The sequence below is a fragment of the ANME-2 cluster archaeon genome (assembly GCA_014237145.1).
GTDB lineage: Archaea > Halobacteriota > Methanosarcinia > Methanosarcinales > Methanocomedenaceae > Methanocomedens_A.
On record JAAXOC010000096.1, the window covers coordinates 64652 to 89196 of the forward strand.

36 protein-coding genes are annotated in these 24545 nt (G+C 47.2%); 32 read left to right on the plus strand and 4 right to left on the minus strand.

From position 1 onward, the window contains the following. Positions 1-26: 26 nt before the first annotated feature. Both HF974_13035 and priS read right to left on the minus strand, forming a co-directional pair. Positions 27-1142, minus strand: coding sequence for a hypothetical protein (locus HF974_13035; protein MBC2699228.1), 1116 nt, complete (start codon positions 1140-1142; stop codon positions 27-29). Beyond that, positions 1139-2308 (minus strand): DNA primase catalytic subunit PriS, encoded by a 1170-nt coding sequence (priS, locus tag HF974_13040; protein ID MBC2699229.1) that lies wholly within the window; start codon positions 2306-2308, stop codon positions 1139-1141. Before priS ends, HF974_13035 begins: the two co-directional genes overlap by 4 nt. A 151-nt stretch (positions 2309-2459) precedes the next feature. Between priS and HF974_13045 the strand changes: the two genes are divergently transcribed. From HF974_13045 to HF974_13055, 3 genes are all read left to right on the plus strand, one after another. After that, the gene (locus HF974_13045; protein ID MBC2699230.1) at positions 2460-3380 is read left to right on the plus strand and encodes a DNA-3-methyladenine glycosylase 2 family protein; all 921 of its coding nucleotides are present in this window, start codon (positions 2460-2462) and stop codon (positions 3378-3380) included. A 306-nt stretch (positions 3381-3686) separates the two neighbouring features. Further along, a complete protein-coding gene (locus tag HF974_13050; GenBank protein MBC2699231.1) occupies positions 3687-5321 on the plus strand; it encodes a carbon starvation protein A in 1635 nt (544 codons plus the stop codon). A 116-nt stretch (positions 5322-5437) separates the two neighbouring features. Then, positions 5438-6376: an ABC transporter substrate-binding protein gene (locus tag HF974_13055; protein MBC2699232.1), complete on the plus strand. Its 939-nt coding sequence runs from the start codon at positions 5438-5440 to the stop codon at positions 6374-6376. A 99-nt stretch (positions 6377-6475) separates the two neighbouring features. On the opposite strand, the gene HF974_13060 is transcribed toward HF974_13055, so the two are convergent. Together HF974_13060 and HF974_13065 are read right to left on the minus strand one after the other, a co-directional pair. After that, on the minus strand, positions 6476-6763 hold the full coding sequence (locus tag HF974_13060; protein ID MBC2699233.1) for a DUF1805 domain-containing protein: 288 nt from the start codon (positions 6761-6763) through the stop codon (positions 6476-6478). Between the two features lie 3 nt (positions 6764-6766). Next, positions 6767-6925: a hypothetical protein gene (locus HF974_13065; GenBank protein ID MBC2699234.1), complete on the minus strand. Its 159-nt coding sequence runs from the start codon at positions 6923-6925 to the stop codon at positions 6767-6769. A gap of 116 nt (positions 6926-7041) precedes the next feature. Here HF974_13065 and HF974_13070 point away from each other — a divergent pair, with 116 nt between their 5' ends. From HF974_13070 to HF974_13210, 29 genes are all read left to right on the plus strand, one after another. After that, entirely contained in the window at positions 7042-7941 is a 900-nt protein-coding gene (locus tag HF974_13070; protein MBC2699235.1) for a hypothetical protein, read from the plus strand. Between the two features lie 56 nt (positions 7942-7997). After that, positions 7998-9014: a 50S ribosomal protein L3 gene (locus tag HF974_13075; protein ID MBC2699236.1), complete on the plus strand. Its 1017-nt coding sequence runs from the start codon at positions 7998-8000 to the stop codon at positions 9012-9014. 8 nt (positions 9015-9022) lie between these two features. Next, the gene (gene rpl4p / locus HF974_13080) at positions 9023-9778 is read left to right on the plus strand and encodes a 50S ribosomal protein L4 (GenBank protein MBC2699237.1); all 756 of its coding nucleotides are present in this window, start codon (positions 9023-9025) and stop codon (positions 9776-9778) included. 3 nt (positions 9779-9781) lie between these two features. Further along, on the plus strand, positions 9782-10033 hold the full coding sequence (locus HF974_13085) for a 50S ribosomal protein L23 (GenBank protein MBC2699238.1): 252 nt from the start codon (positions 9782-9784) through the stop codon (positions 10031-10033). Positions 10034-10048: 15 nt separating this feature from the next. After that, entirely contained in the window at positions 10049-10762 is a 714-nt protein-coding gene (locus HF974_13090; GenBank protein ID MBC2699239.1) for a 50S ribosomal protein L2, read from the plus strand. A gap of 6 nt (positions 10763-10768) precedes the next feature. Continuing rightward, positions 10769-11182 carry a 30S ribosomal protein S19 gene (locus tag HF974_13095; GenBank protein MBC2699240.1) on the plus strand — a complete coding sequence of 138 codons (414 nt, stop codon included), beginning with the start codon at positions 10769-10771 and terminating at the stop codon, positions 11180-11182. A 14-nt stretch (positions 11183-11196) separates the two neighbouring features. Then, positions 11197-11652, plus strand: a complete 456-nt coding sequence (locus HF974_13100) for a 50S ribosomal protein L22 (protein MBC2699241.1) — start codon at positions 11197-11199, stop codon at positions 11650-11652. A gap of 2 nt (positions 11653-11654) precedes the next feature. Beyond that, on the plus strand, positions 11655-12686 hold the full coding sequence (locus tag HF974_13105; GenBank protein ID MBC2699242.1) for a 30S ribosomal protein S3: 1032 nt from the start codon (positions 11655-11657) through the stop codon (positions 12684-12686). Continuing rightward, on the plus strand, positions 12686-12886 hold the full coding sequence (gene rpmC, locus HF974_13110) for a 50S ribosomal protein L29 (GenBank protein MBC2699243.1): 201 nt from the start codon (positions 12686-12688) through the stop codon (positions 12884-12886). Before HF974_13105 ends, rpmC begins: the two co-directional genes overlap by 1 nt. A 10-nt stretch (positions 12887-12896) precedes the next feature. Further along, positions 12897-13232, plus strand: coding sequence for a ribonuclease P protein component 1 (locus HF974_13115; protein ID MBC2699244.1), 336 nt, complete (start codon positions 12897-12899; stop codon positions 13230-13232). Between the two features lie 27 nt (positions 13233-13259). Further along, entirely contained in the window at positions 13260-13586 is a 327-nt protein-coding gene (locus HF974_13120) for a 30S ribosomal protein S17 (protein ID MBC2699245.1), read from the plus strand. Then, on the plus strand, positions 13583-13981 hold the full coding sequence (gene rpl14p, locus HF974_13125) for a 50S ribosomal protein L14 (GenBank protein ID MBC2699246.1): 399 nt from the start codon (positions 13583-13585) through the stop codon (positions 13979-13981). The genes HF974_13120 and rpl14p overlap by 4 nt, the downstream gene beginning before the upstream one ends. A 17-nt stretch (positions 13982-13998) precedes the next feature. Then, entirely contained in the window at positions 13999-14364 is a 366-nt protein-coding gene (locus HF974_13130; protein ID MBC2699247.1) for a 50S ribosomal protein L24, read from the plus strand. Beyond that, positions 14361-15077: a 30S ribosomal protein S4e gene (locus tag HF974_13135; GenBank protein MBC2699248.1), complete on the plus strand. Its 717-nt coding sequence runs from the start codon at positions 14361-14363 to the stop codon at positions 15075-15077. Before HF974_13130 ends, HF974_13135 begins: the two co-directional genes overlap by 4 nt. Next, positions 15070-15588, plus strand: coding sequence for a 50S ribosomal protein L5 (locus HF974_13140; protein ID MBC2699249.1), 519 nt, complete (start codon positions 15070-15072; stop codon positions 15586-15588). Before HF974_13135 ends, HF974_13140 begins: the two co-directional genes overlap by 8 nt. Beyond that, positions 15585-15752 (plus strand): 30S ribosomal protein S14, encoded by a 168-nt coding sequence (locus HF974_13145; GenBank protein MBC2699250.1) that lies wholly within the window; start codon positions 15585-15587, stop codon positions 15750-15752. Before HF974_13140 ends, HF974_13145 begins: the two co-directional genes overlap by 4 nt. Positions 15753-15762: 10 nt before the next feature. Next, complete coding sequence (locus HF974_13150; protein ID MBC2699251.1) at positions 15763-16155, plus strand: 30S ribosomal protein S8; 393 nt, start codon at positions 15763-15765, stop codon at positions 16153-16155. A 10-nt stretch (positions 16156-16165) separates the two neighbouring features. Further along, positions 16166-16702, plus strand: a complete 537-nt coding sequence (locus HF974_13155) for a 50S ribosomal protein L6 (GenBank protein ID MBC2699252.1) — start codon at positions 16166-16168, stop codon at positions 16700-16702. Between the two features lie 9 nt (positions 16703-16711). Beyond that, positions 16712-17470: a 50S ribosomal protein L32e gene (locus HF974_13160; GenBank protein MBC2699253.1), complete on the plus strand. Its 759-nt coding sequence runs from the start codon at positions 16712-16714 to the stop codon at positions 17468-17470. 1 nt (position 17471) lies between these two features. Further along, on the plus strand, positions 17472-17924 hold the full coding sequence (locus HF974_13165; GenBank protein MBC2699254.1) for a 50S ribosomal protein L19e: 453 nt from the start codon (positions 17472-17474) through the stop codon (positions 17922-17924). A 2-nt stretch (positions 17925-17926) separates the two neighbouring features. Continuing rightward, positions 17927-18451, plus strand: coding sequence for a 50S ribosomal protein L18 (locus tag HF974_13170; GenBank protein ID MBC2699255.1), 525 nt, complete (start codon positions 17927-17929; stop codon positions 18449-18451). Between the two features lie 3 nt (positions 18452-18454). Then, a complete protein-coding gene (locus HF974_13175) occupies positions 18455-19075 on the plus strand; it encodes a 30S ribosomal protein S5 (GenBank protein MBC2699256.1) in 621 nt (206 codons plus the stop codon). After that, entirely contained in the window at positions 19075-19536 is a 462-nt protein-coding gene (locus HF974_13180; protein ID MBC2699257.1) for a 50S ribosomal protein L30, read from the plus strand. The genes HF974_13175 and HF974_13180 overlap by 1 nt, the downstream gene beginning before the upstream one ends. 5 nt (positions 19537-19541) lie before the next feature. After that, a complete protein-coding gene (locus tag HF974_13185; GenBank protein ID MBC2699258.1) occupies positions 19542-20042 on the plus strand; it encodes a 50S ribosomal protein L15 in 501 nt (166 codons plus the stop codon). A 110-nt stretch (positions 20043-20152) separates the two neighbouring features. After that, positions 20153-21700 carry a preprotein translocase subunit SecY gene (secY, locus tag HF974_13190; protein MBC2699259.1) on the plus strand — a complete coding sequence of 516 codons (1548 nt, stop codon included), beginning with the start codon at positions 20153-20155 and terminating at the stop codon, positions 21698-21700. 1 nt (position 21701) lies between these two features. Then, positions 21702-22355: an adenylate kinase gene (locus HF974_13195; GenBank protein ID MBC2699260.1), complete on the plus strand. Its 654-nt coding sequence runs from the start codon at positions 21702-21704 to the stop codon at positions 22353-22355. A 3-nt stretch (positions 22356-22358) separates the two neighbouring features. Further along, positions 22359-22970 carry a DUF106 domain-containing protein gene (locus HF974_13200; GenBank protein MBC2699261.1) on the plus strand — a complete coding sequence of 204 codons (612 nt, stop codon included), beginning with the start codon at positions 22359-22361 and terminating at the stop codon, positions 22968-22970. 2 nt (positions 22971-22972) lie between these two features. Next, entirely contained in the window at positions 22973-23512 is a 540-nt protein-coding gene (locus HF974_13205) for an AAA family ATPase (protein MBC2699262.1), read from the plus strand. Beyond that, entirely contained in the window at positions 23513-24532 is a 1020-nt protein-coding gene (locus HF974_13210) for an RNA-guided pseudouridylation complex pseudouridine synthase subunit Cbf5 (GenBank protein ID MBC2699263.1), read from the plus strand. Positions 24533-24545 lie beyond the last annotated feature (13 nt).

Sequence of the window (24545 nt, forward strand, 5' to 3'; positions counted from 1 at the left end):
AGTGATATTATTTATTCTAATTATTGTCAAGTACTTTCGATCTGTACCGCTACCTTACGTTTTATGAGGGGTTTCGCATTTACTTTCGGTAAAACAGCCACGTCCTGGGCACCCAGTATATAGTTGCGTCCATCGGCACCCCTAAACTTTGGGATGTCCTTTAGTAATCGCACAACAATGTATTCTTTATTTATATCCTTTTTGCCTTTTTCATCAGAGTCCCTGCCTATTTCTTCTTTATGAAGTGGTGGAGAGGTAACCTGTGTTTTTGTTTCCTGAGGGGATGATTTTTCAGTTCCAGGTGTACTATCGGCTGCCGATGCCCCCGATATATCCTGTTTATCATCAATTGGTACTTGATCCGACACCCCTGGTGATGTCCCTGCATCAGTTGATATCGCTCCAGACGTTTTATCACCGACATCGTCTGCCGGAACCAGGTGTTCATCAGTATCCTGCACTGGTGTTGTGATGTCAGATTTGATGCGGGGTTTACTGTCTGGTTTATTATCTGATTTAATCTTAGGTTGAATATTTGGTTTAATACCTGATTCAATGTTGGGTTGAATGCTTGATTTAATGTCAGGTTTACTGTCTGGTTTAATACCTGATCCAATGTTAGGTTTAATGCTTGATTTAATGTCAGGTTTACTGTCTGGTTTAATACCTGATTCAATGTTAGGTTGAATACTTGATTTAATGTCAGGTTTAATATTTGGCTTACTATCCGGCTTAATACCGGGTTCATTTTCAGTTAATGTGCCAAGGATGGGTTCTATGGTATTTTTCTTACCTGAAAGGATTGCGTCCAGTACCTGCTGATATACATGCCTCTCCTCCGGGGTCATATTCTCAATATCATGAGTGATATTAGTATGATTTTTAGAAAATGCCTTGCCAGAAGCCATTTTAATAATCTTGCGTGTACGCCTGTTGAATATCTTATCAACCGTTGACAGGGCATTCTTCAGTTCATACTGGATCATGATACTTTCCTCGGAATGTCTCCTGGATATTTTCCGGTCAGCTTCTTCCAGTTCCTTGATATATTCCTGTACTGCTGAGTAGAAACCAGGAGCTATCCTCGACAGGGTGGGTTTTTTCTCTTCCTCAAGTACACGGACAAGTTCTTCGAATTTCATCTCACTCCCCCCATATATTCGGCAGCACCCTTACACATCAGGTAGATAGCCGCATATTCGGGCAGTACATTAGCCCCCTCCTCCACTTCGAATTGCTCATCCATCATCTCAACTGTAGTGGGCCTGGTGACATTTATCTTTATCTCATTATCCCCAAACACCACAGCATCCACCAGGGGTTCGAACCTGTGCAGTTCATCCACAGTCAGCGATATTACCTTCATGCCCGATTTTCCATGCAGGGACGATGCCGCTCTTATCAGGCGTTTTATGTCGGCTGTTACAGGTTCGTCGATATGGACACTTATATGTGGTATGACCTGCTGCAAGGCAGTTTCCCAGAACCCTGCAGGAATCGAGCTTAATGCATCAAAATTCCCCATCCTCAAAGGTTCCAGATGAACAGGATCGTTAACAGTATTTATTATCTTATTTGCAGTCTTTTTCCCGATCCTGTCAAATTCCATGAGTCTCTTTACAGGATTGTCACCACCTGCCAGTTCCTGCAGGTAGCTGATCAATTTGCGGTTCACCAGCCTGCCCCACCCACCCTGGGATTCGGATGGAAATACCAGTATCTTTGATCTCTTATCATCACCTTCCACATATTTTTTCTTGAAAATGTGGTCCAGGTCAAGGCCGGTCCCGCTCAGGTAATCTACTATCTCCCTTCGCTGGGCGCTGTCCAGGTTCAGTACCCTTGGGTCCCTTACATGAACATGATACCCCCGCCCTCCCGAAAAGGCAATATGAAGGGTCTCCCCATCAAACCCAAAATCATCCATCAAAAACCCGATCAGTTTGATGATCTCATGCTTTGCATCATCAAGCATGACCTTGAAGGAATCAGTCTTCACAGGCAGGTGGTCGGCATCGATATCGAAGATCAGGTCTGCACCCTCCCAGTTCTTTTCCTTCATGGTAGGGGCACTAGGATGCTGGTAGTAAGCAGCCGAATGGTACACATGGGCCGGGACCATGGCCTGGATATATTCCTGCATCTCACCAACGCTTACAAATGCTTTGTGCCGCCGCATACCTGAATCCGGCTCAAACATTAAAAATCCCCATTCCCGTTTCTCAAGACCCGGCGGAGGCTCAGGCGGCTCTTTCCTGTAATGTTCCTGGAACTTCTTTTTAATGAACAGGATGGTATTGAGTTCCATCTGTTACTAACTCAGACCTGATAATATGTAAAATTTGGTTTAAGTGGCAGGTTAACCTGGTAAAATAGGGAATTATTATAACAATACGGACTGTATAATCCCGTGCACCGATATTGAGAAAATGATTATCCTGTAATGGAACAATTCCCAGATCATGCGTATCCCGACCAACGACTTCGACCTTGACAGCACACTGGACTGCGGACAGGTATTCAGGTGGCAGCACAGCGGTGAATGGTGGACCGGCGTGGTCCTGGGCCATATTGTGCGGGCAAGACAGGATGGGTGTGACCTGATAGTTGACACCGGCCTGGACAGGGACAGCATCGTCCGGTATTTCAGGCTGGATGACGATATGCCAGGGATATACGGCCGGATAAACACCGACCCTGTAATGGACAATCTGATAAGGCGTTTCAGGGGATTGCGGCTGGTAAGGCAACAACCCTGGGAATGCCTCATATCCTACATGGCCTCAAGCTGCAAGTCCATTCCCAATATCAAGGATTCCATTTCCAACCTGTGCAGGCAGTACGGCGATGACCTGGGCCGGGATTTTTCGTTCCCCACTGCTGAAGTGCTGGCCCAGACCAGCGAGAGCAGGTTGAGGGAGACTAAACTGGGATTTAGAAGTGCTAATATACTGGAGGTGGCAAGGAAAGTGGACAGGGGAGAACTTGACCTGGGCGCGCCCTTTGAACTTGAGTACAGGGAGGCAAGGGAATTGCTGATGGAAGTGCGGGGTATCGGGCCAAAGATAGCAGATTGCGTGCTGCTGTTCGCCTATGATAAGCTGGAGGCATTCCCGGTAGATACGCATATACTGTCAGTGATGAATGAACACTACGGCCGGTTCCTGGTGGGTCCAAAAAGCAGACAGAGTGGTATCATCGGTGAATTTGCACGCGGCTATTTCGGGCAATATGCCGGATATGCCCAGCAGTACCTGTACTATTCCAGGATATCGGGTGATAACCCATTGACTCATTCTGTTGATTGTAAAATCATCAAAGAAACCCGGAGTATAATTAAGAGCACAAGGCTGCCAGACAGGATAACGGACAGGAGTTGACCGGATTATCTTTTGTGTAGTATTCAAATTAAAAGAACTTCACAAAAAAACCAGTGTTATCTTAGATCGCTATCCTACAGGGGCATCTTGTCTAAAAATGTAAATCATGCAGGTGCTTTTAAAATTTTAATGAGGAGAATCTCTAGCAGGGCATGTAAATAATTTAATATTTTAATTTATTCAATCTAAAATATAATATGCATTTTAATAAAATTACATAAAAGAAATTCAAACCATCTGCTTTTCAGATAATTTTATAATTGATAAATGTGAAGGATTTTTTGTAAAACTTTTGGAGGTTTTAGTTTGAATTCGTTAGTTATAGCAGTTATAGGATTAATAGCCCTATATTTTGCATATGTTATATATGGAACAAAAATTTCAAAACTACTTGACATTAATGATGACAATGAAACACCAGCCATTGGCATGAACGATGGTGTGGATTATGTCCCGACAAGATCACGGATTGTGTTCGGTCACCATTTTTCATCCATTGCAGGTGCAGGTCCTATAATCGGTCCGGTGGTGGCAGCGTCCCTCTTTGGCTGGCTGCCGGCATTTTTGTGGATCGTTATCGGCTCTATATTTATTGGAGGTGTCCATGATATGAGTTCCATGGTGGCATCCATCCGGCATGAAGGTAAAAGCATTGCAAGTGTTGCCGGAAAAGTCATGAGCAGAAGAGCACAACTTATATTTGCAGCTTTTATCTGGCTTACATTGATACTCATTGTTGCGGTTTTTGCCGTAGTTGCGGCAAAAGCATTGATCAATAAACCAGAGATCGTCCTGCCCACATTGATGCTGATACCCATTGCACTACTTGTAGGTTATATGGGTTTTAAGCTCCGGATAGATACACGTATCGGAACGGCACTGGGTTTGTTGCTTCTCTTTGCATTCATATACCTGGGATTGAGTTTTCCCCTTGAACTGCCTGTAAGTGATCCTTTCATTTACTGGGTTGTGATACTTCTTGTGTACGCATTTATCGCATCAGTGCTGCCGGTCTGGACATTACTTCAACCCAGGGACTATCTGGCCTCATATGTGCTATTCATTGGATTAGCAATAGGATTTATTGGTGTGGCTGTGGTTCATCCGACGATTTCCACTCCAGCCTTTATCAGCGTCAATAGTAGTGCTGGATATCTTTGGCCCATACTGTTTGTGACAGTTGCATGTGGGGCAGTCTCTGGTTTTCATTCACTTGTCAGCAGCGGGACAACTTCAAAACAGATCAAGAAAGAATCCGATACAAAAGTGATAGGATACGGTGCCATGCTGGTGGAAGGTGTTCTGGCCATTCTGGCATTACTTGCAGTAACCGCAGGATTGAGCTGGGCCACCAATGACCCATCAATATCTTATCCTGTACTCCTGAAGCAGGGTTGGATACTGACGTTCGGTACCGGCTATGGTCACCTGGTGGCCCCAATCTTTGGTTTAACGCTGGGAACTGTGGTCGGCATGATGATAATAAAGACTTTTGTCATGACCACACTTGATACGGCAAGCAGGCTTGGAAGATTTGTAGGTACAGAACTGTTCGGAAGTAACGGACTTGGTATTACAGTGATGGATAACAGGTATGTATCCACAATAGTTTTGATAATACCGGCAGGCGCTCTTGCTCTTACTGATAGCTGGACCATTATCTGGCCGGTTTTCGGGTCAGCGAACCAGTTGATTGCAGCCCTGACACTGTTTGTAGTTACTATCTGGCTTGTGGGACTGAAAAAACCGTCACGATATACTTTATATCCTGGCATTTTCATGTTGCTGACTACGATAGCGGCACTGGTGTTCCTGGCTATCGACCTGATACCGGCCAAGAATTACTTACTGGGCGGCACGGTAATTATTTTGCTTGTGCTGGCACTTCTTGTGGTGGTTGAAACCATTTCCAGCTGGAAAAGAATTAAAGCAAGTGTATAAACAAAAACCTGGATTTGAAAATTAAAGTCTGGCCATTTTATAATGGCCTTCCCTTTTTTAATATTTGTATTGGGCAAAGATTATCTAAGTATATTGGATATTATAATTGGTAATATATGGCTAATAAGAAACTACGTATAGGTCACCTCTCCACATTCTACCATACTTCGTTCATACTTATGGGTACACAATGGCTTGAGGATAAACTGGGCCTTACAGTCAAATGGAGCATGTTCGGCGGAGGCCCGGCTATCGTGGATGCTTTTTCCAGGGGCGAGGTGGATATTGGATATATCGGGCTGCCCCCTGTGATGATAGGTATTGACAGGGGCGTGCCCATCATATGCGTGGGCGGCGGCCATATGGAGGGGACTGTGATGATCGGGCCGCCCGGGTGCAGTACGCTTAAGGATAAGGGCGGGGATATGGCATCGGTCCTGGAGCAGTTCAGGGGCGGTGTAATCGGGTGTCCGCCGTCAGGTTCTATCCATGATGTAATTATCCGCAACCTGCTGGAGGAGCATGACCTTGGCGGGTCTATTGAGGTAAGGAATTTTCAGTGGGCAGATTTTATTCCCGATGCACTGGATGACGGCCAGGTGGATGCGGCTATTGGGACGCCGCCTTTGTCGGTTGCGGCTGCCAGGGTATGCGGTACAAAGGTTGTGATCCCGCCTTCAAAGCTCTGGCCCTTTAATCCAAGTTATGGTATTATTGTAAGCCGTGAACTGCTGCGGGACAGACGTGGACTGGTAGAGGATTTCCTGCAGCTCCACGAGGATGCTTCCAATCTAATACGGAATGAGCCAGGGCGTGCCGCCCAGGTAGTATCCGATCTGGTTGAAGTGGTTGACAGTGATTTTATCATGCAGACTTACCGGGTATCTCCCAGATATTGTGCAGGTCTTCCCAGGGAGTATATTGATTCAACGATGGCTTTTGTACCAGTGCTTCGTAATCTTGGTTATGTTGAGAATGAACTGGATGAGAGTGATGTTTTTGATAGGACAGTGATTGAAAAGGTACATCCGGGGGAGTACCATTATTTTTTATAGCTTCAACTCTGCCACATATGGAAAATAACGTATTCAATAACCTCAACTCTGCCACTTATATAGAATTATTTATTCTCCCGATAAGCAAGGTAGAGGTTTCTAAAACATACGCTCAAGGGCCTGCTTGGCTGGCATTCCCACTTCAATTCCCAGATCGATTGCTGCCGGGGTGGCCTCCACCACACTGGCTGCCAGAACGTCCTCGAAATTGCTTACACCGGTCACCTTTACGGCGACGTCATCCAGGCGTTCTGCCATGGAAATATCCAGGTATCCGCACATTACAAAACCCCTGGGTGCTTTTATGACCAGTAGCGGCGCATGCTCCATATCCATTTTCAGACCCAGTGCCGTGCCGTTTACCATTTCTATGGATTCGATCAGCATATCTTAATCCAGTTTTTTCAGGTCAGTGGATTGGCAGGTGGGGCAGGACAGCTTATTTCCCATACCTTTGAATCTGTTTCCACATGCACTGCATTCATATCTTGTCATTGCAGCAGCGCTCAGGTCCACGCTATCTGCAGTGCTTGAATCAACAAAACACATATTATACTGCACCTCATAATATAGAAATCCATTATAGGTAATAAGATTTCTGCCGAAACGAAAAACACTGGCAAACACTTATATATCTCTTACAATATCATATGCGGAAAGTACTTATGCCATATTTAGCCCAGGACAATAGAAGTCCAGACCTGACAATATTCATCCCCTCATCCCTGACAGCAGAAACAAGGGACAGGAGAATAAAGACATATAAGGTCGGACAGATTGCAAGAGCGGCATCAGTGTTCAGGGTCGGGAAGATAATCATCTACCGCGACCCGCAATTCGATGACAGTAGGTTTATAGACCTGCTGCTGAGATATGCAGAAACACCACAGTACCTGCGAAAACACCTGTTTCCCATTAGGGAGGAGCTAAAGCATGCAGGGGTGTTACCACCGCTAAGGACACTGCATCATCCCATCGAATCAAGATCATCGAACCTCAACGAAGGAGAATTCCGGGTTGGGGTAGTGGTCCCCGGACCACAAAAAAAGAAAAGCGAGAAAAAAGTCGGATCTGACAAAAGTGCATGGGTCGATATCGGAATCGATAGCCCGATCCGCCTCGAAGCACCTTCAAGGAAAGTGCGAACTGGCGAGCGCGTTAATGTCAGAATCTTTTCGCGAAGACCAATACAAGCAAAGCTGGTAACAAAGGACGAGATTCCCATATACTGGGGATACCGTACAGCAGTAGAAGACAGCCTGTCAGGGGCGCTGGAAAAAAATTCAGAAGAAGGTGCCCTGATAATCGCCACATCCCGCCAGGGTAAGTTGCTCGACAACACACTCCTGGCACAGATCGGTGAACAGACAAACCAGTCTATTAATACTGCTGTGGTATTTGGCTCACCCAGGCAAGGTATAGAGACCATACTGGCCGATGAGGGCTTCAAGCTCTCTGACTTCCATTGTGAAGTGCTCAATACCATACCCGGACAGGGAACAGCCACAGTAAGGACAGAAGAGGCCGTATGGGCTACACTGTCTGCGCTGAACCTGGTCAGGTAAGCTGACGACCGTCCCACCACAGCGAATAGGATAATCCTATAACCAGGAGGAAGAGAATGGCAAATTTACACAGACCAAGACGAGGATCACTGGCCTTCAGCCCAAGGAAAAGGGCAAAGAGCCAGGTACCTACTATGAGATCATGGTCCAAAGGAAATAATGAGCCCAAGCTGGGCGGTTTTGCCGGATATAAAGTCGGCATGACCCATGTGATCATGATGGACGATAAGCCCAAAAGTCTCACCGAAGGTACGGAAATTTCCGTTCCGGTGACAGTGCTTGAAGTACCTGCAATGAAAATTGCAGCTATCAGGGTATATGGAGAAACAGGACCTTACGGCACAAAAATACTGGGCGAAGCATGGTCCACTGACCTTGATCCCACGTTGAACAAGAAACTGTTCACACCAAAGAAAACCAATACGAAAAATGCACTTGAAAAGATAGGGAAACTGGTTGAAGAAGGAAAGGTAGCAAACATCCATTTAATCTCTTATACGCTCCCGTCCCTGATAGCAGGAATCCCAAAAAAGACGCCTGATGTGATGGAGAACAGGATAGTTGGCGGGGATATAGCCACAAGACTTGAATATGCAACATCCATGATCGGAAAATCAGTCGAAGTTTCTGAAATTTTCAATACCGGTGATATGATCGACGTATTAGCCATCACCATAGGTAAAGGTACACAGGGACCTGTTAAACGGTGGGGTATCAACCTGATGAAACACAAACACAGCAGACAGGGCAGTCTCAGGCAGATAGGCACCCTGGGGCCATGGAACCCCTCAAGAGTAAGCTGGCGGGTACCACAACTGGGCCAGACCGGTTATCACCAGAGAACAGAGTACAATAAACGTATCATCAAGATTGGGGAGAACGGCGTAGAAGTGACCCCTAAAGGTGGATTCCTGAACTATGGAGAAGTAAGCGGGAATTATTTGCTGTTAAAGGGCAGTGTTCCTGGTCCGAAGAGGCGGCTTATAAGGCTAAGACCGGCCATAAGGGGCGATAAACAGCAGATCGGTGCACCCCAGGTATCATATATCAGTGTAGAGTCAAAGCAGGGGTGAATTAAGATATGAGTAAAGCAAAAATCATGGATATTACAGGAGCCTCTAAAGGCGATATCGAGCTCCCCGCTGTATTTGATGAGATGTACAGGCCCGACCTGATCAAGAAAGCTGTACTTGCAGCCCAGGCAAACAGGCTGCAGGTCTACGGCCCCACACCCTATGCCGGTATGCAGACTTCGGCAGCTAACTGGGGTCCCGGCCGCGGTGTAGCCCGTGTACCCAGGATCAAGACAGGCAACCGTGTGGCCCGTATCTCGCAGGCAAGGGGCGGCAGGAAAGCCCACCCTCCAAAGGTTGAGAAGGATTATTCTGAGAAGATCAATAAGAAGGAACGTTACAAGGCCATCAATTCTGCAATTGCAGCCACTGCAAATCCCGAATTGGTCCGGAACAGGGGACACAGGTTCGATGCTGAGTTGCCAATTGTAGCTGATGATGAATTCCAAGATATCAAGACAATTAAAGGGGTTATCGGCTTCATGGAGGCCATTAATGTGTACGATGATGTGATAAGGGCAAAGAACGGTAAGCATATCAGGGCAGGCGGAGGCAAGAGACGCGGACGCAAGTACAAGAAGCCCAAGAGCCTGCTTATTGTAATTGGCGAGGATAACGGCATCGTACGTGCGGCAAGGAACCTATCAGGTGTGGACGTGATCAATGTGAACAGGTTGAATGCTGAACTGTTAGCACCAGGTACCCATGCAGGCAGGCTTGCCATCTGGACAGAATCTGCTATCAAGGTATTAGGGGAGGAGTGATCAATGTCAATAATATTACATCCTTTTGTTACAGAGAAAGCTACATTCCATATCGAGGACGAGAACAAATTGCAGTTTGTGGTTGATATCAATGCCACCAAGGGCCAGATCAAAAGAGAGATCGAGGAACTGTACGATATTCCTGTGCTTTCAGTGAGAACAATGATTACTATGAAAGGGAAGAAAAAGGCTATCGTGGCCTTCGAAGGCGATAACACAGCCGGCGAACTTGCATCCAAACTTGGAATATTCTAGGGAAGGTGAAAAGATATGGGAAAAAGAATTATTTCACAGAACCGGGGTAAAGGAACACCCACCTATCGGGCACCCTCCCACAAGTTCAAGGCCCAGCTTAAACACATCAAAGTGGACCAGAATGAAACAGTTAAAGGCGAGGTCATTGAGATACTTCACGATACTGCCAGGTCTGCACCTATTGCAAGGATCAGCCTGGAGAACGGAGAAGAACGCCTGATACTGATTCCGGAAGGTATTGCAGTAGGGCAGGAGATCGCCTGCGGTATTTCTGCAGAGATACTGCAAGGTAATACGTTGCCCCTGCGTGAGATCCCTGAAGGTGTACTGTTGTGTAACATTGAGAACAAGCCCGGTGACGGCGGGCAATTTGCCAGGTCAAGCGGTGTATATGCCGTGCTGATTGCCCATGATGTGGGTAAGACCGTTGTGCAGATGCCCAGTGGAGCCACAAAATGGTTGAACCCGAAGTGCAAAGCTACCATAGGAGTAGTGGCGGGCGGAGGCAGGGTCGATAAGCCCTTTGTAAAGGCCGGGAAGAAATATCATAAATTAAAGACAAGAGCAGCAAAGTATCCCAGGGTATCCGGTGTGGCAATGAACGCCATAGACCACCCATTCGGAGGCGGTGGATGGCAGCATCCGGGAAGACCCAAGACTGTTAGCCGAAGAGCACCGCCAGGCAGGAAGGTCGGGTCCATTGCGGCAAGAAGAACAGGAAAGAGGTGATAAGGCATGGCAAAGAAATCATCCACCAAACTGCCCAAGAGAAAGGGTGAGTTTACCTACAGGGGAAAGACTATCCAGGACCTGAAAAGTTTGAGCCTGGAAGAGTTCGCTGAACTCCTGCCTGCAAGACAGCGCAGGACCATCAACCGCGGGCTTGGCGATGAACATAAGAAAATATTGAACAAGATCAATGACGGAGATACAACCATCAAGACACACCTGAGGGATATGATCATCCTTCCTGGGATGGTTGGCCTCAATCTGGAGATACACAACGGGAAGAGCTTCGAAAAGGTCGAGGTCATACCCGAGATGCTGGGACACTATTTTGGTGAATATTCCTTTACCCGCAAGCGGGTTTCACACGGTTCGGCCGGTGTGGGAGCTACCAAGTCCAGCAAGTTCGTACCGCTGAAATAATGGAGGAAGACCAGATGGCAAGAATTGCTTATTCATTACAAGCAGACCCTGATACTACATCAAGGGCCATGGCTCATGAACTCCATATTTCACCCAAGCATTCAAGGGAGATATGCAGGGCTATCAAAGGTATGAAGACAGGCCAGGCAAAAAAGTACCTTGAGGATGTAACCGTCCTTAAACAGGCAGTCCCGTTCAAGCGTTATAACGACAGTATGGGACACCGCAGAGGCCCCATGGCTGCAGGCAGGTATCCACAGAAGGCTGCAAAGGAGTTTATTAAGTTACTGGTGAATGCCGAAGCCAATGCCGAATATAAGGGCCTGGATTCAAATAATATGAAGATAGCCCACATCGCTACCAAACAGGGCCGGGTCATCAGGGGCTACAGGCCGCGGGCAAGGGGCAGGTCATCTCCAAAGAATACAGAGACAGTGAATATAGAAATGATAATCCAGGAGGTGCAATGAACATGGGAATAGAAAGAAAGTTCGTGCAGGACGGGCTGACCAAGGCAAGGATCAATGAATATTTTACTAAGCAGCTTGAACGTGCCGGATACGGTGGAATGGTCATTAACCGTACGCCTATGGGCACCCAGATTACATTATTTGCAGAGAAACCTGGAATGGTCATCGGTAAAGGCGGCAAGACCATACACCGTCTTACCAATGATATGTCCTATGTCTATAATATAGATAATCCCCAGATCGACGTACAGGAGATCAAGGTACCTGAACTCAATGCCCAGATGATGGCAAATCGTCTGGCCAATGCACTTGAAAGGGGATGGTACTTCAGGAAAGCGGGTTATAATATGCTTCGCAGAATTATGGATTCTGGAGCATTGGGCTGTGAGATAGTCCTATCAGGAAAGTTCACTGGACCCAGGTCCAAGGTATCCAAGATGGTAGAAGGATACATCAAGCATGCAGGTAAACCGGCTGAAGAACTTGTAGATACGGGTTTTGCCACTGCCGTGAAAAAGCTGGGTACTATAGGATGCCGTGTACGTATTGTACAACCCGGCACTGAACTGCCAGGTAAGTTCTACATGCTAAAAGACGAAAAACCGGCTGCACCTGAGACCCCTGAGGCAAAGGCAAAGGAAGGTATCAAAGAGGTACTGGAAAAAACTCCGGAGAAGCCAGGGATGAAGAATATCAGGCAGGTAGGCAGTGTGTGGGAACACACACACGATGACCTGGACTGGCATCCCATGTCTGTACCCCATCCAGCTGTTACAGCGGTCCCTGTGACCGAGGTCACTGAAGAAGAACCGGCAGCAGCCGTTGAAGCGGAATCAACTGTTGAAGCAAAAACCGCTGTTGAAGCAGAACCCAGCATGGAAACAGTTGATAAGCCAGTTCAATCGCCTGATATTGAATTGCCGGAAGGTGAACAGACACGTATCAACGATGGTTTGGAAGAACACAAACACGAAGGTTATGATTACTGGCACCCCAGTTCCAGGACACATAAAACCAAAGGAGATGAAAATTAATGGCGATCCTGCGAGTGGACGAGATCCGTAACCTGAGCCGGGAAGAGAAACTGGACGAGCTGGAGAAACTTAATGCCGAACTCATCAGGGAACGTGCCATTGCATCATCAGGTGGTGCCCCAGAGAACCCGGGCCGCATCGGTGAGTTGCGAAGGACCATTGCAAGGATCAAGACCATCCAGAAGGAGACCGGAGAATAAGAGGTAATATATGCAGATATCACCCCGCAACCTCATCCATCACGAATTGATAGGGCTTGAGGTAGAGGTGGTGGACAGCACTAATCCATATCAAATAGGAATAAAAGGAAAGGTGATCGACGAAACCAGGAATATATTGAAGATCGATGTGGACGGCGGGCATGTTAGAATGGTGCCCAAATCCCATACTGATTTCATATTTACAATACCCTGGGGCAATGGTAGACGTTACCTGCCAGATGCCCGAACGCGGGTCAAGGTAAAAGGAACTTTACTACTCTCACAACCTGAAAACCGCATTCAGACAAAGTTCAAAAAAAGCTTCAGACGAAGAAAGAATAAATAAATATCATATAATAATGAGGAATATAAGATGACACGAGACATAGGACTGGACATCAATGCTTCTCCTGATGAGGAGTGTAATGATATCAACTGTCCATTCCATGGGACACTGCCAGTAAGAGGTCAGGTTTTTACCGGGTCAGTGGTCAGCAGTAAGATGGATAAAACAGTTGTTGTGAAGAGGACCTTTGAGAAACTGGTCACTAAGTATGAGCGATATGAGAAAAGGCAGTCAAAGATGCATGCCCATAATCCCCCCTGTATCAATGCAAAGGAGGGGGACGTGGTAAAGATCGCAGAATGCAGGCCGCTTAGCAAAACTAAGAAATTCGTAGTGATCGAGGTGACCAAATGATCGGGATGAAAGCCAAGATACCCCGTGCATTGAATGCCGGTGCCAGGCTGGACTGTGTGGATAATACAGGTGCCAGGCAGGTAGAGATCATTTCCGTGAAAAAGTACAGGGGTGTCAAGAACAGGCATCCAAAAGCCGGAATAGGAGATATGCTGGTGGTCAGTGTCAAGAAGGGCACACCTGAGATGCGTAAGCAGATACTGAATGCAGTGGTGATAAGGCAAAAAAAAGAATACAGGCGTCCGGACGGACTTCGTGTTTCCTTTGAAGATAATGCCGCAGTGATCACTGATCTGGACGGTATTCCAAAAGGTACCGAGATCAAAGGGCCGGTTGCTAGGGAAGCGGCTGAAAGATTCAGCAAGATAGCCACGGCAGCTTCAATTATAGTATGAGGTGCTTATCAATGAAGATCGAATCCAAACAACCAAGAAAACAGCGCAAGGCACGCTATAATGCGTCGCTTCACCAGCGCCAGAAATTGATGAGTGTCCAGTTAAGTCATGAACTCAGGGCCAAGTACAATAAGCGCAACATTCCTGTAAATGTGAATGACACTGTAATGGTCATGCGAGGTGACCATACCGGTACTGAAGGTAAGGTGGAACTGGTGGACTTAAAGAGAGGTACCATCGTAGTGGAAGGCGTAAGCGTGGCTAAGGCTGATGGTACAGAGGTACCCAGACCAGTACAACCGTCCAATGTAATGATAACCAAACTTGAACTCAATGACGATATAAGAATACTTACCCTCACCAGAGGAGGCGAAGAAGAGTGAGCAGACATCAGAAGAGAGTGTCAGCACCCAGAAGCTGGCCCATATCCAAGAAGACCAATATCTGGGTGACCAAACCAAAACCAGGCCCCCATTCCCTTAAACAGGCTATCTCGCTGGGTGTGCTTATCAGGGATATATTGAAATTAACAGATAATATGCGTGAGACAAAGCGTGTCTTAAACGAGGGTAACATACTGGTTGACGGTATTGTGAGAAGGGACCATAAGTTCCCGGTTGGCATATTTGATGTGATCCAGGCCCCAAAGCTGGGAGCATCTTACAGGATGCTCCTGGACCCCAAGGGTCGATTAAGGCTCAACGAACTGGATGTGGATAAACCAAGGAAACCATGCAAGATACTCAACAAGACCACAGTCAAGGACGGAAAGGTACAGTTGAACCTTCATGATGGGACTAATATCCTTGCCAGCAATGACTATAACACAAGGGATACGATCATTCTCGATATTCCCGAAAAAAGCGTACATAAACACATCAAGTACGAACCAGGGAACCTGGCTGTAGTCATAGGCGGTACCCATTCAGGACAGCTTGCTAAGATCAAGGAGATCAAGTCCGTACGCAGCAGCAGGCATAACATGGTAGTGCTGTTAAAAGACGATGGTACAGAGTTCGAGACCATTGAGGATTACGTGTTCGTAGTTGGTACTGACAAACCGGAATTCAACCTGGGAGATGAGATCAATGAGTAAGAATAATGTTATGACAATACCCAGGGTAGATAAGGTCACAGTCCACATAGGCGTAGGCGAGAGTGGTGAGAGGCTCAATAAGGCAGAAGACATTCTTAGTGAGATCACCGGGCAGGGAGTTGTAAGGACAAAAGCCAAGAGAACACTGCAAACCTTTGCCATTAAGAAGAACGAACCTATCGGGTGTAAAGTAACACTAAGAGGCAAACTTGCAGAGAATTTCATGAAGACCAGTCTTGGCATTATCGAGAATTCACTCGGGGAATCCCAGTTCGATGATACAGGGAATTTCAGTTTTGGGATAGAGGAACATACCGATTATGAAGGAATGAAGTATGACCCTAATATTGGTATTTATGGCATGGATGTGACTGTGTCACTAATCAGGCCGGGTTACAGGATAAACAGGCGCAAGATTGGAAAACGAAAGATACCAAACAGTCACAAGATGACAAAGCAGGGTGCTATGGCCTTTATGAATGAGTATCACGGTGTGGAGGTAGTGGCATGAACAAAAAAAAAGTCGCAGAGATAGAAAACAAGTTCGGCCGAGGTGCCAACGAGTGCCGCAGGTGCGGCCGGAAACAGGGTCTGGTAAGGAAATACGGAATATACCTGTGCAGGCAGTGTTTCAGGGAAATTGCACCTGACATGGGATTTAACAAATATTCGTGAGGTGAATGAAATGGTATTATTAGACCCACTGGCAGATGCACTCTCAACCATAATCAATGCAGAGAGCACAGGAAAACCCGACTGCATCATACATCCTGCATCAAAAGTGATAAGCAATGTATTGAAAGTAATGCAGGATATAGGGTACATTGGCAATTACGAGTTCATAGACGACGGCAAGTCGGGTATGATCAAAGTGGAACTTATTGGAAAGATCAACAAATGCGGAGTCATCAAACCCAGGTCATCTGTGGGGTACCATGACTTTGAAAAATGGGAGAAACGCTACCTTCCGGCCCGTAATTTTGGTACCTTGATACTGACCACGCCTGATGGGGTGCTATCCCATAGTGAGGCCAGGTCCCGGGTAGTTGGCGGGCAACTGCTTGCATACGTGTACTGAGGTGTGGAAAATGCCAAAAGATTTGAAAAAGACCGTGAACATTCCCGACGAGGTCACTGTAGTACTGGAAGGTAACAACATTTCAGTCACTGGTCCCAGGGGTTCATCTGTCCGTGAATTATGGTATCCGGGAATTACCATCGTACTGGAGGAAAACCAGATTACGATGGACTCGTTCAACCAAAGGAAAAAACAGGTAGCTATGATGGGTACAATTGCATCCCATATCAGTAATATGATCAATGGTGTCACCAGTGGATATACATACAGGATGAAGGTTTTATATTCACACTTCCCAATCCAGTTAAAAGTAACAGGAGATTACCTAAGTATCGGGAATTTCCTTGGCGAAAAGAAACCAAGGAAGGCAAAGATACGTGGTGAAACAAAGGTGGAGACTAAAGGTGACGAGGTAATTGTTTCAGGTATAGCTATTGAAGATGTAGGCCAGACTGCAGCTAATATCCAGCAGGCAACCAAGATAAAAAGGTTTGACCCAAGGGTATTCCAGGATGGCATATACGTGGTGGAGAAGACGACAGCGTAGGTGATAGTAATGGAAGAAGAGATAATCAATGAATTCACTTCAATCAAAGGAGTCGGCGAATCCAGGGCAAAGGCCTTGTATGAAGCAGGATATACTTCGATTGGGGACTTGAATGATGCCACTGCTGAGGAGTTATCCAGGGTTAGAGGTATTACCGACCAGTTGGCTGAGAGGATCAAGAACGAGGTTTCCCAGATATATGAAGATATCGAGGCCGGTGAAGCAGTTGAAGAATCTACACAAGAAGTAGTCAGGACTGAAAAAGTTGAGGCTGAAAAGGAATTCGAAGAACAAGCTGGGGAAGACGACGACGAAAACAAAGAAATCGAAGCAGTCCCAAAGGCAGAACTTGAACTGGATCCCGAATCCCAGAGACTGCTGAAAGTCAGGAAGAAGCAAAAAGCCAAAAAGCCAAATTTTGTCCAGACTGATCTGCACAAGAAAAAGAGACTTAAAAATTACTGGCGGCGGCCCAAGGGATTGCATAACAAGAAACGGCGCTATATCCTTGGAAAGAGTGGAATGGCCAGGGTAGGATATGGAAGTCCCGTTGCAGTGAAGGGGCTTCATCCCTCAGGTTTCCAGGATATGCTGATGTCCAGGGTACAGGATCTTGATGAAATAGACCCAAGTACACAGGCAGTTCGCATTGCCAGAACAGTGGGACAGCGTAAGCGTATGGAGATTGTCAATAAAGCCAGGAGCCTTGGACTGAAGATACTGAACCCTCCAACAGAAATGCATCCAGTGGAAGAGGAGGTGCAGTGAAATGACTGATCTACGTAACCAGCGCAACATCGCAGCTCATGTACTAGATGTAGGTGTCCACAGAGTATGGATGGATCCGGAAGCTGCCGGTGATATTGCTAATGCGATCACACGCCAGGATATCAGGGAACTCATATCTGAGGGCGTAATTAAAGCCAAACCTGTAAAGGGTGTATCCAGGGGCAGAGCCCGGAAACTGGATATTAAGCGGGCATACGGACACCGCAAGGGTCACGGTTCAAGAAAAGGAGCCAAAGGTGCACGCAATCCAAAGAAAAGGCAGTGGATAAAGAAAATACGCGCATTAAGAAGAAGGCTGCATGAAATGAAAGACGATGGTACGCTGGATAAGTCCACATATAACAGGATGTACCGCAAAGCCAAAGGCGGCGTATACAGGAATGTGGCACACATGGAAGTGCATATCGAATCCCTTGAACACAAGGAGGACTGAGAATGGCAACAGGACCAAGATACAAAGTACCTTTCCGACGCAGAAGAGAGGGTAAGACCGATTATCGTCAGCGTCTTCATCTATTGATTTCAAAACAGCCCAGGATAGTAGCACGCAGTAGCCTGCGCCACATGAAACTCCAGCTGGCCACACCAAAGCCTGAGGGGGACAATACCTGGGTTCATGCAGATTCCAGCGAACTTGAAAAATACGGCTATACAAGTAGCACAGGTAATACACCTGCGGCGTACCTTACGGGCCTGCTCTTCGGGTATAAGGCCAAGGCAGCGGGTTATGAAAACGCCATCCTGGATATGGGATTACAGGTCTCATCCAAAGGCTGCCGGGTATATGCTGCATTGAAAGGTGTGGTGGATTCGGGTTTCGAAGTACCCCATGACCCAGGGATATTCCCGAAGGAATCCAGGATAAAGGGTGAAGAGATCATGGAATACACAGGTACGGATATACCTGCCCAGTTCGAGGAAGCTTTGGCAAAGATAAAGAATGAATTCGGGGAGGATTAAACAATGGCATACGATTATGAAACGGAATGGGTTCCAAAGACACGATTGGGACAGCTGGTAAAAGAAGGCCAGATAACGTCAATTGAAGAGGCCCTGTCCTCTGGACTCCCTATAAAGGAACCCCAGTTGGTGGATGCGCTGCTTCCAGAACTCAAGGAGGAAGTACTGGACATAAATATGGTCCAGAGGATGACCGATTCGGGCAGGCGTGTCAAGTTCAGGGCAGTTGTAGTAGTAGGCAATGAGGATGGTTACATAGGTCTGGGCCAGGGTAAGGATGTCCAGGTGGGACCTGCCATCAGGAAGGCCATAGATTCTGCAAAGATCAATATCTCAGGTATCAAGCGAGGATGCGGTTCCTGGGAGTGCGGATGCGATACAGAGCATACCGTGCCCTTTGAGGTCGTGGGTAAGATGGGCAGTGTAAAGGTCATATTGAAACCCGCACCCAGGGGTCTGGGTCTGGCAGCCGGAAAAACGGCAAAGACTGTTATGCAATTGGCAGGTATCAAGGATGTCTGGACCAGGACAGAAGGGCAGACCAGGACCACCTTAAACTTTGCCAAGGCCACTTATGAAGCATTGAAAAGGACCGCAGTAGTCCGTACCGTGGGGGCAAAGTAATGTATACCGCAGTGCGGCTAAGAAGTACGGTTAATACCAGGCCAGAGATCAGGGATACCCTGAAGATGCTCAGGCTCAACAGGCTCAATCACTGTGTTGTTCTTGAAGAGAATCCACATAACAAGGGTATGATTCAGAAAGTGAAGGACTATGTGGCATGGGGAAATATTTCCCCTGAAGCTTTATCCCAGCTTATACGCAAGCGAGGCGAACTTAAGGGAAATGGCGCACTAGATGATGAGTACGTTAAGGAGAATACTTCCTTTGACGGTATCAATGCACTGGCACAGGCAATCTGCTCAGGTGAAGTATCTATCAAGGATGTCCCTATGCTAAATCCTGTATTCAGGCTCCATCCGCCTAGGAAAGGACATAAAGGTATCAAGAAAACGGTGCCTGAAGGTGGAGTACTTGGTTATCACGGCGACGATATCAATGCACTTCTTCACAAGATGAGGTGATACTTATGAAAAAGAACATAACCAAATTCAGAGGTTCCAGGACGTGCGGAGGCGGCACACATAAGAACCGCCGAGGAGGGGGAAGCCGAGGAGGCCGGGGTAACGCAGGTGGGTGCAAACATCATTTCGTGCGCAATTACATGAAAGGCATGGCATATGGCAAGCACGGATTCAAACGTCCACAAAAGGTCCTTTCAAATAAACCCATTGTGAATGTGGGTGAACTGGACGAACTGGCTGAACAACTGGTGCAGTATGGTGAGGCGCATAAACAAGGCGATATTTATCATATCAACTTGGCAGAACTGGAATACCCAATAGTGAAAGTACTGGGTAATGGCAGGATCACCAAACCCATGGCTATCACAGTCTCTGAATGTAGTGCAAGGGCAAGATTCAAGATCGAAGAAGCTGGCGGCAGTATAGAAAAATATATCCCATCAGTCAAAGAAGTAGACATTGAACCGGAAGAAACCGGGGAACCAGATGTTGAAGAAGACGTCTGATCATTAATTCATGGAAAAAAAAACAATAATGTTAAATTATTGTTTTTCCATTCCATATTTTTAATATCAAAATCAGTTGCATTTATTAATATCAAAATCGGGTGCATTTTATGACCTTAAAGGATACAATCGAACCAATCTTGCGAAAACTTCCGGCTGTATCAAGACCGGAGGGGCATGTCCATTTCAAGAAGAAACTGACTTGGACTCTGAGCATACTAGTGATGTATTTCGCTTTGTCCAATGTTCCGCTTTTCGGCATGTCTCCTGAATCCATAGACCTGTTCGAACAATACAGGGCATTCTTTGCAGGGGCTTCGGGCTCACTCTTGCTACTGGGTATCGGCCCCATTGTTACTGCATCCATTGTGTTACAGCTGCTGGTGGGAGCTGATGTGATCAAGATGGACCTGAGCAACCCCCAGGACCAGGCGATCTTCCAGGGAGTCCAGAAACTGCTGGTGTTTGTGATGATCATATTGACAGCGTTGCCCCAGATCTTAGGCGGGTACATCAAGCCCGATGTCGGCCTGGCAGCCATACTGGCAGCGGATTTCAACATCTCTGCCGCAGCCGGGTTGGATCTTGTGCTGTTGATCATATTCATTCAGATATTCATTGGCGGAACCTTGATATTGTTCATGGATGAGGTGGTATCCAAATGGGGAATAGGTTCCGGCGTGGGACTGTTCATTGTGGCAGGAGTGTCACAGGCGATCGTTACGGGCCTGTTCAGTATAACACGCCCGGGAGGACCTGGCAGTGCACCAGTTGGCCTTTTACCAAAATGGCTGTATTTCACTACCGATGTGGGACTTGGCAACCTGTTCTCAGATAATGCTTTCCAGAACGTTTTCATCGATGGCGGTATCCTGGCACTGATAAGTACGGTCCTGATTTTCCTTGTGGTGGTATATGTAGAATCCACCCGTATCGAGATACCTCTGGCCCATAGTGCGGTGCGGGGTGCCAGGGGCAGGTTCCCTGTAAAGCTTATTTATGCCAGTGTACTTCCCATGATACTGGTCAGGGCACTGCAGGCAAATATCCAAATGGTAGGCATGCTGCTGTTCAATAAAGGGATTACGTTCTTTGGTGAGTTCAGGGGCGGTACTGCTACCAGCGGCCTGATGTATTATTTATCGCCATTACACGGTCCCAGTGATTGGATACCCAGTCTGGTGAAGCAGAATTTTGATGATATTAATATGCAGTTTGCTACTGAAGCCACCGGTTTTGCACCTGTAGATGTACCGGCTACCTGGCAGATATTATTACATGTGGGCGCGGATGCTACCATGTTGATAGTTGGTGGTGTCATATTTGCGCTGTTCTGGATAGAGACTACAGGTATGAATGCAAAGAACACGGCCCAGAAGATACACAATTCAGGTATGCAAATACCGGGATTCAGGCGGAACATTGACAGTATTGAGCGGGTTATGAACCGTTATATTCCAAGAGTTACTATTATCGGAGGTGCGTTCATCGGACTGTTGACACTGTTGGCCAGTCTCATGGGTACGCTGGGTGGTGCAGGAGGGACCGGTCTGCTGCTGGCTGTGAGTATTGTATATAGGCTGTACGAGGACCTGGCATCCGAACAGATGATGGAGATGCATCCAATGATGAGACAATTCCTCGGAGGTACTTCATAGTATGGTCAATCTGGTATTACTTGGTGCGCCGGGTGCGGGTAAGGGCACCCAGGCCAAGATGCTGGCAGGGAAGTACGGTATCCTTCACATATCCACAGGCGATATATTACGTGAGAATGTGAGCAATAATACCGAACTGGGCCAAAAAGCAAAGGAGTACATGGACAAGGGTGAACTCGTCCCTGACACTGTACTGATAGATATTATCAAGGACAGGTTATCTAAACCTGACACCGATAACGGATTCCTGCTGGACGGCTATCCACGGACCATTCCCCAGGCAGTGGCACTGGACGATATCTTCAGCCAGTTGGGAAAGAGACTGGATGTAGTGATAGATATCAAGGTTCAGGACGAGGAACTGGTGGCAAGGCTGGCAGGCAGGCGGATGTGTAAATGCGGTGCCAGCTATCACGCAACGTTCAATCCTCCAAAGGAGGATGGGATATGCGATGTATGTGGCGGGGAATTGTACCAGCGTGACGATGATACCGAAAGCTCAGTGAAGACCAGGCTGGTCGCTTATTACAACCAGACCCACCCGCTTATTGATTATTATACCGATAAAGGATTGTTGCATACTGTTAGTGGTACCGGGGATATTGAGGATATCTTTGGTGAGATCACAGTCGTTATTGATAAGATATTGGAGTAGGACATGCCAAAATCTGACTTTAAGCAGACACTGGAAAGGGCTGCACTTGCCCTTGGTTTCGGAATGATGTTCGGAATCATCCTGCTTGGTGAACGTTTCAGGATACAGGTGGGTGAGGTAGTACAGATATTACTGGGGCCGCTGCCCGATATCCTGCCCTTCCATATTATGCTGTTCGTAATGGCCGCTATTACCGGCCTGTATGCATCGCTGATACAGAAATATACAATGGATTGGGAACTGATGCGCCGGGTGCAGGACCAGATGAAGAACTTCCAGAAGGAGTTCAGGGAGGCGCAGCTTGCAGATAACCAGGCTAAAGTGAAGAAACTGGAAGCCGAGCGCTCAGCCATGATGAATGACCAGATGCAAATGACCAAACAGCAGTTCAAACCCATGGCTTATATCAGCATTATCTCGCTGCCCCTGTTCATGTGGGCGTATCTTTACATTGGGGAGCACCCTGACCCAGTCCTTATTTTCCCGTTCTGGGGTGAAAAGTCGCTGACCGGGTTTGCACTGGGTCCCATCCAGTACTGGATATACTGGTATTTCATTTGCAGTCTGCCAATCAGCCAGATTATCAGGAAGAGCCTGAATATCGGCGGCGTGTGAACATGATAATTACAGTCAGCGGTCCACCAGGGAGCGGGAAGAGTACGCTTTCAAGGATGATAGCTGAATATTTTAACCTGGAACTTGTATCTTCAGGTGACGTTTTCAGGGCCATGGCAAAGGAAAAGGGAGTGGATCTTGAAAAGTTAGGGCACATGGCCGAAGCTGATCCTGCCATTGACAAGGAGATAGACAGGCGGCAGGTGGAGCTTTCAAAGACTAAAGGGGATTTCCTGTTTGAGGGACGTCTATCGGGCTGCCTGATAGATGCGGACCTGAAGATAATGCTCAAGACTGATGTGGAGGTCAGGGCAAGGCGCATCGCAGGCAGGGAAAATATTTCCCCAAAGCAGGCCATGCACGAGACCATGGTACGCCAAAAGAGTGAAGCAAAGCGGTACAGGGTGCACTATGATATCGATATAACAGATTTGACCCTGTATGACCTGGTGATCGAGTCAAGTGTCTGGGACCAGGATGCTACGGCAAATGTTGCTATTACAGCAATTGGATCTATGAAGAAAAAGGGACTGAGGGGTTAGATGGAGGAAAAACTTCCTGCTGACATCAAACGGGAACTGAAATGCAAAGTGGAGGATACCACTGACCCTGCTTATGGATTTATTCCTAACAAGCGTCCTATAAGGGAGCATATTACCCATGGTGTAATTAATCTCGACAAACCGGCCGGACCTACCAGTCATGAGGTGGTGTCGTGGGTGAAGAAGATACTGGACCTTCCCAGGGCAGGGCACGGCGGGACACTGGACCCTAAGGTTACTGGTCTTTTGCCTATTATGATGGGCGATGCAACCAAGTCGGTTGGGGCGCTGATGACTGCGGGGAAGGAATATATATGTTTAATGAAATTACACACCACTGTAAAAAAGACCGTAGTTAAGGAGATTGCACAGGAGTTCACCGGACCTATCTACCAGAGACCTCCGGTAAAGTCGGCTGTGAAACGTGAGGTAAGGATACGCAATATCTATTACCTGGATATTCCTGAGATCAATGGTACTAATGTGCTGATGCGCGTGGGCTGTGAGGCCGGTACTTATATCAGGAAATTGTGCCATGATATGGGCGAAGCTCTTGGTTCTGGTGCACATATGCAGGAGTTGCGGAGAACCCGTAGCGGACCGTTTAAGGAAGATGACAGCACGATGACGCTGTTCGACTTGAAGGATGCTATGGTCATATACCAGGAGTCAGATGACGAGAGCGAACTGCGCCGGGTGATACAGCCAATGGAGGCAGGTCTTGTGCATCTACCCAGGATTATGATAAGGGACAGTGCTGTGGACCCTATATGTCACGGTGCCAGCCTGGCCGCACCCGGTGTGGTGAAGGTCGATACTGATATGAACACGGGCGATATGGTGCTGGTCATGCGCTTAAAAGGCGAAGCGGTTGCGCTTGCATGGAGTCTTATGGATACGGATGCCGTGCTTGAGGCCCAGACTGGTATGGTGGCCGACACCAAGCGGGTGCTGATGCCTGAGGGTACTTATCCCAAGGGCTGGACAGCGAAGACGGAAAAATCTGATGAAGCTGACTGAAAATGTCAGTCGA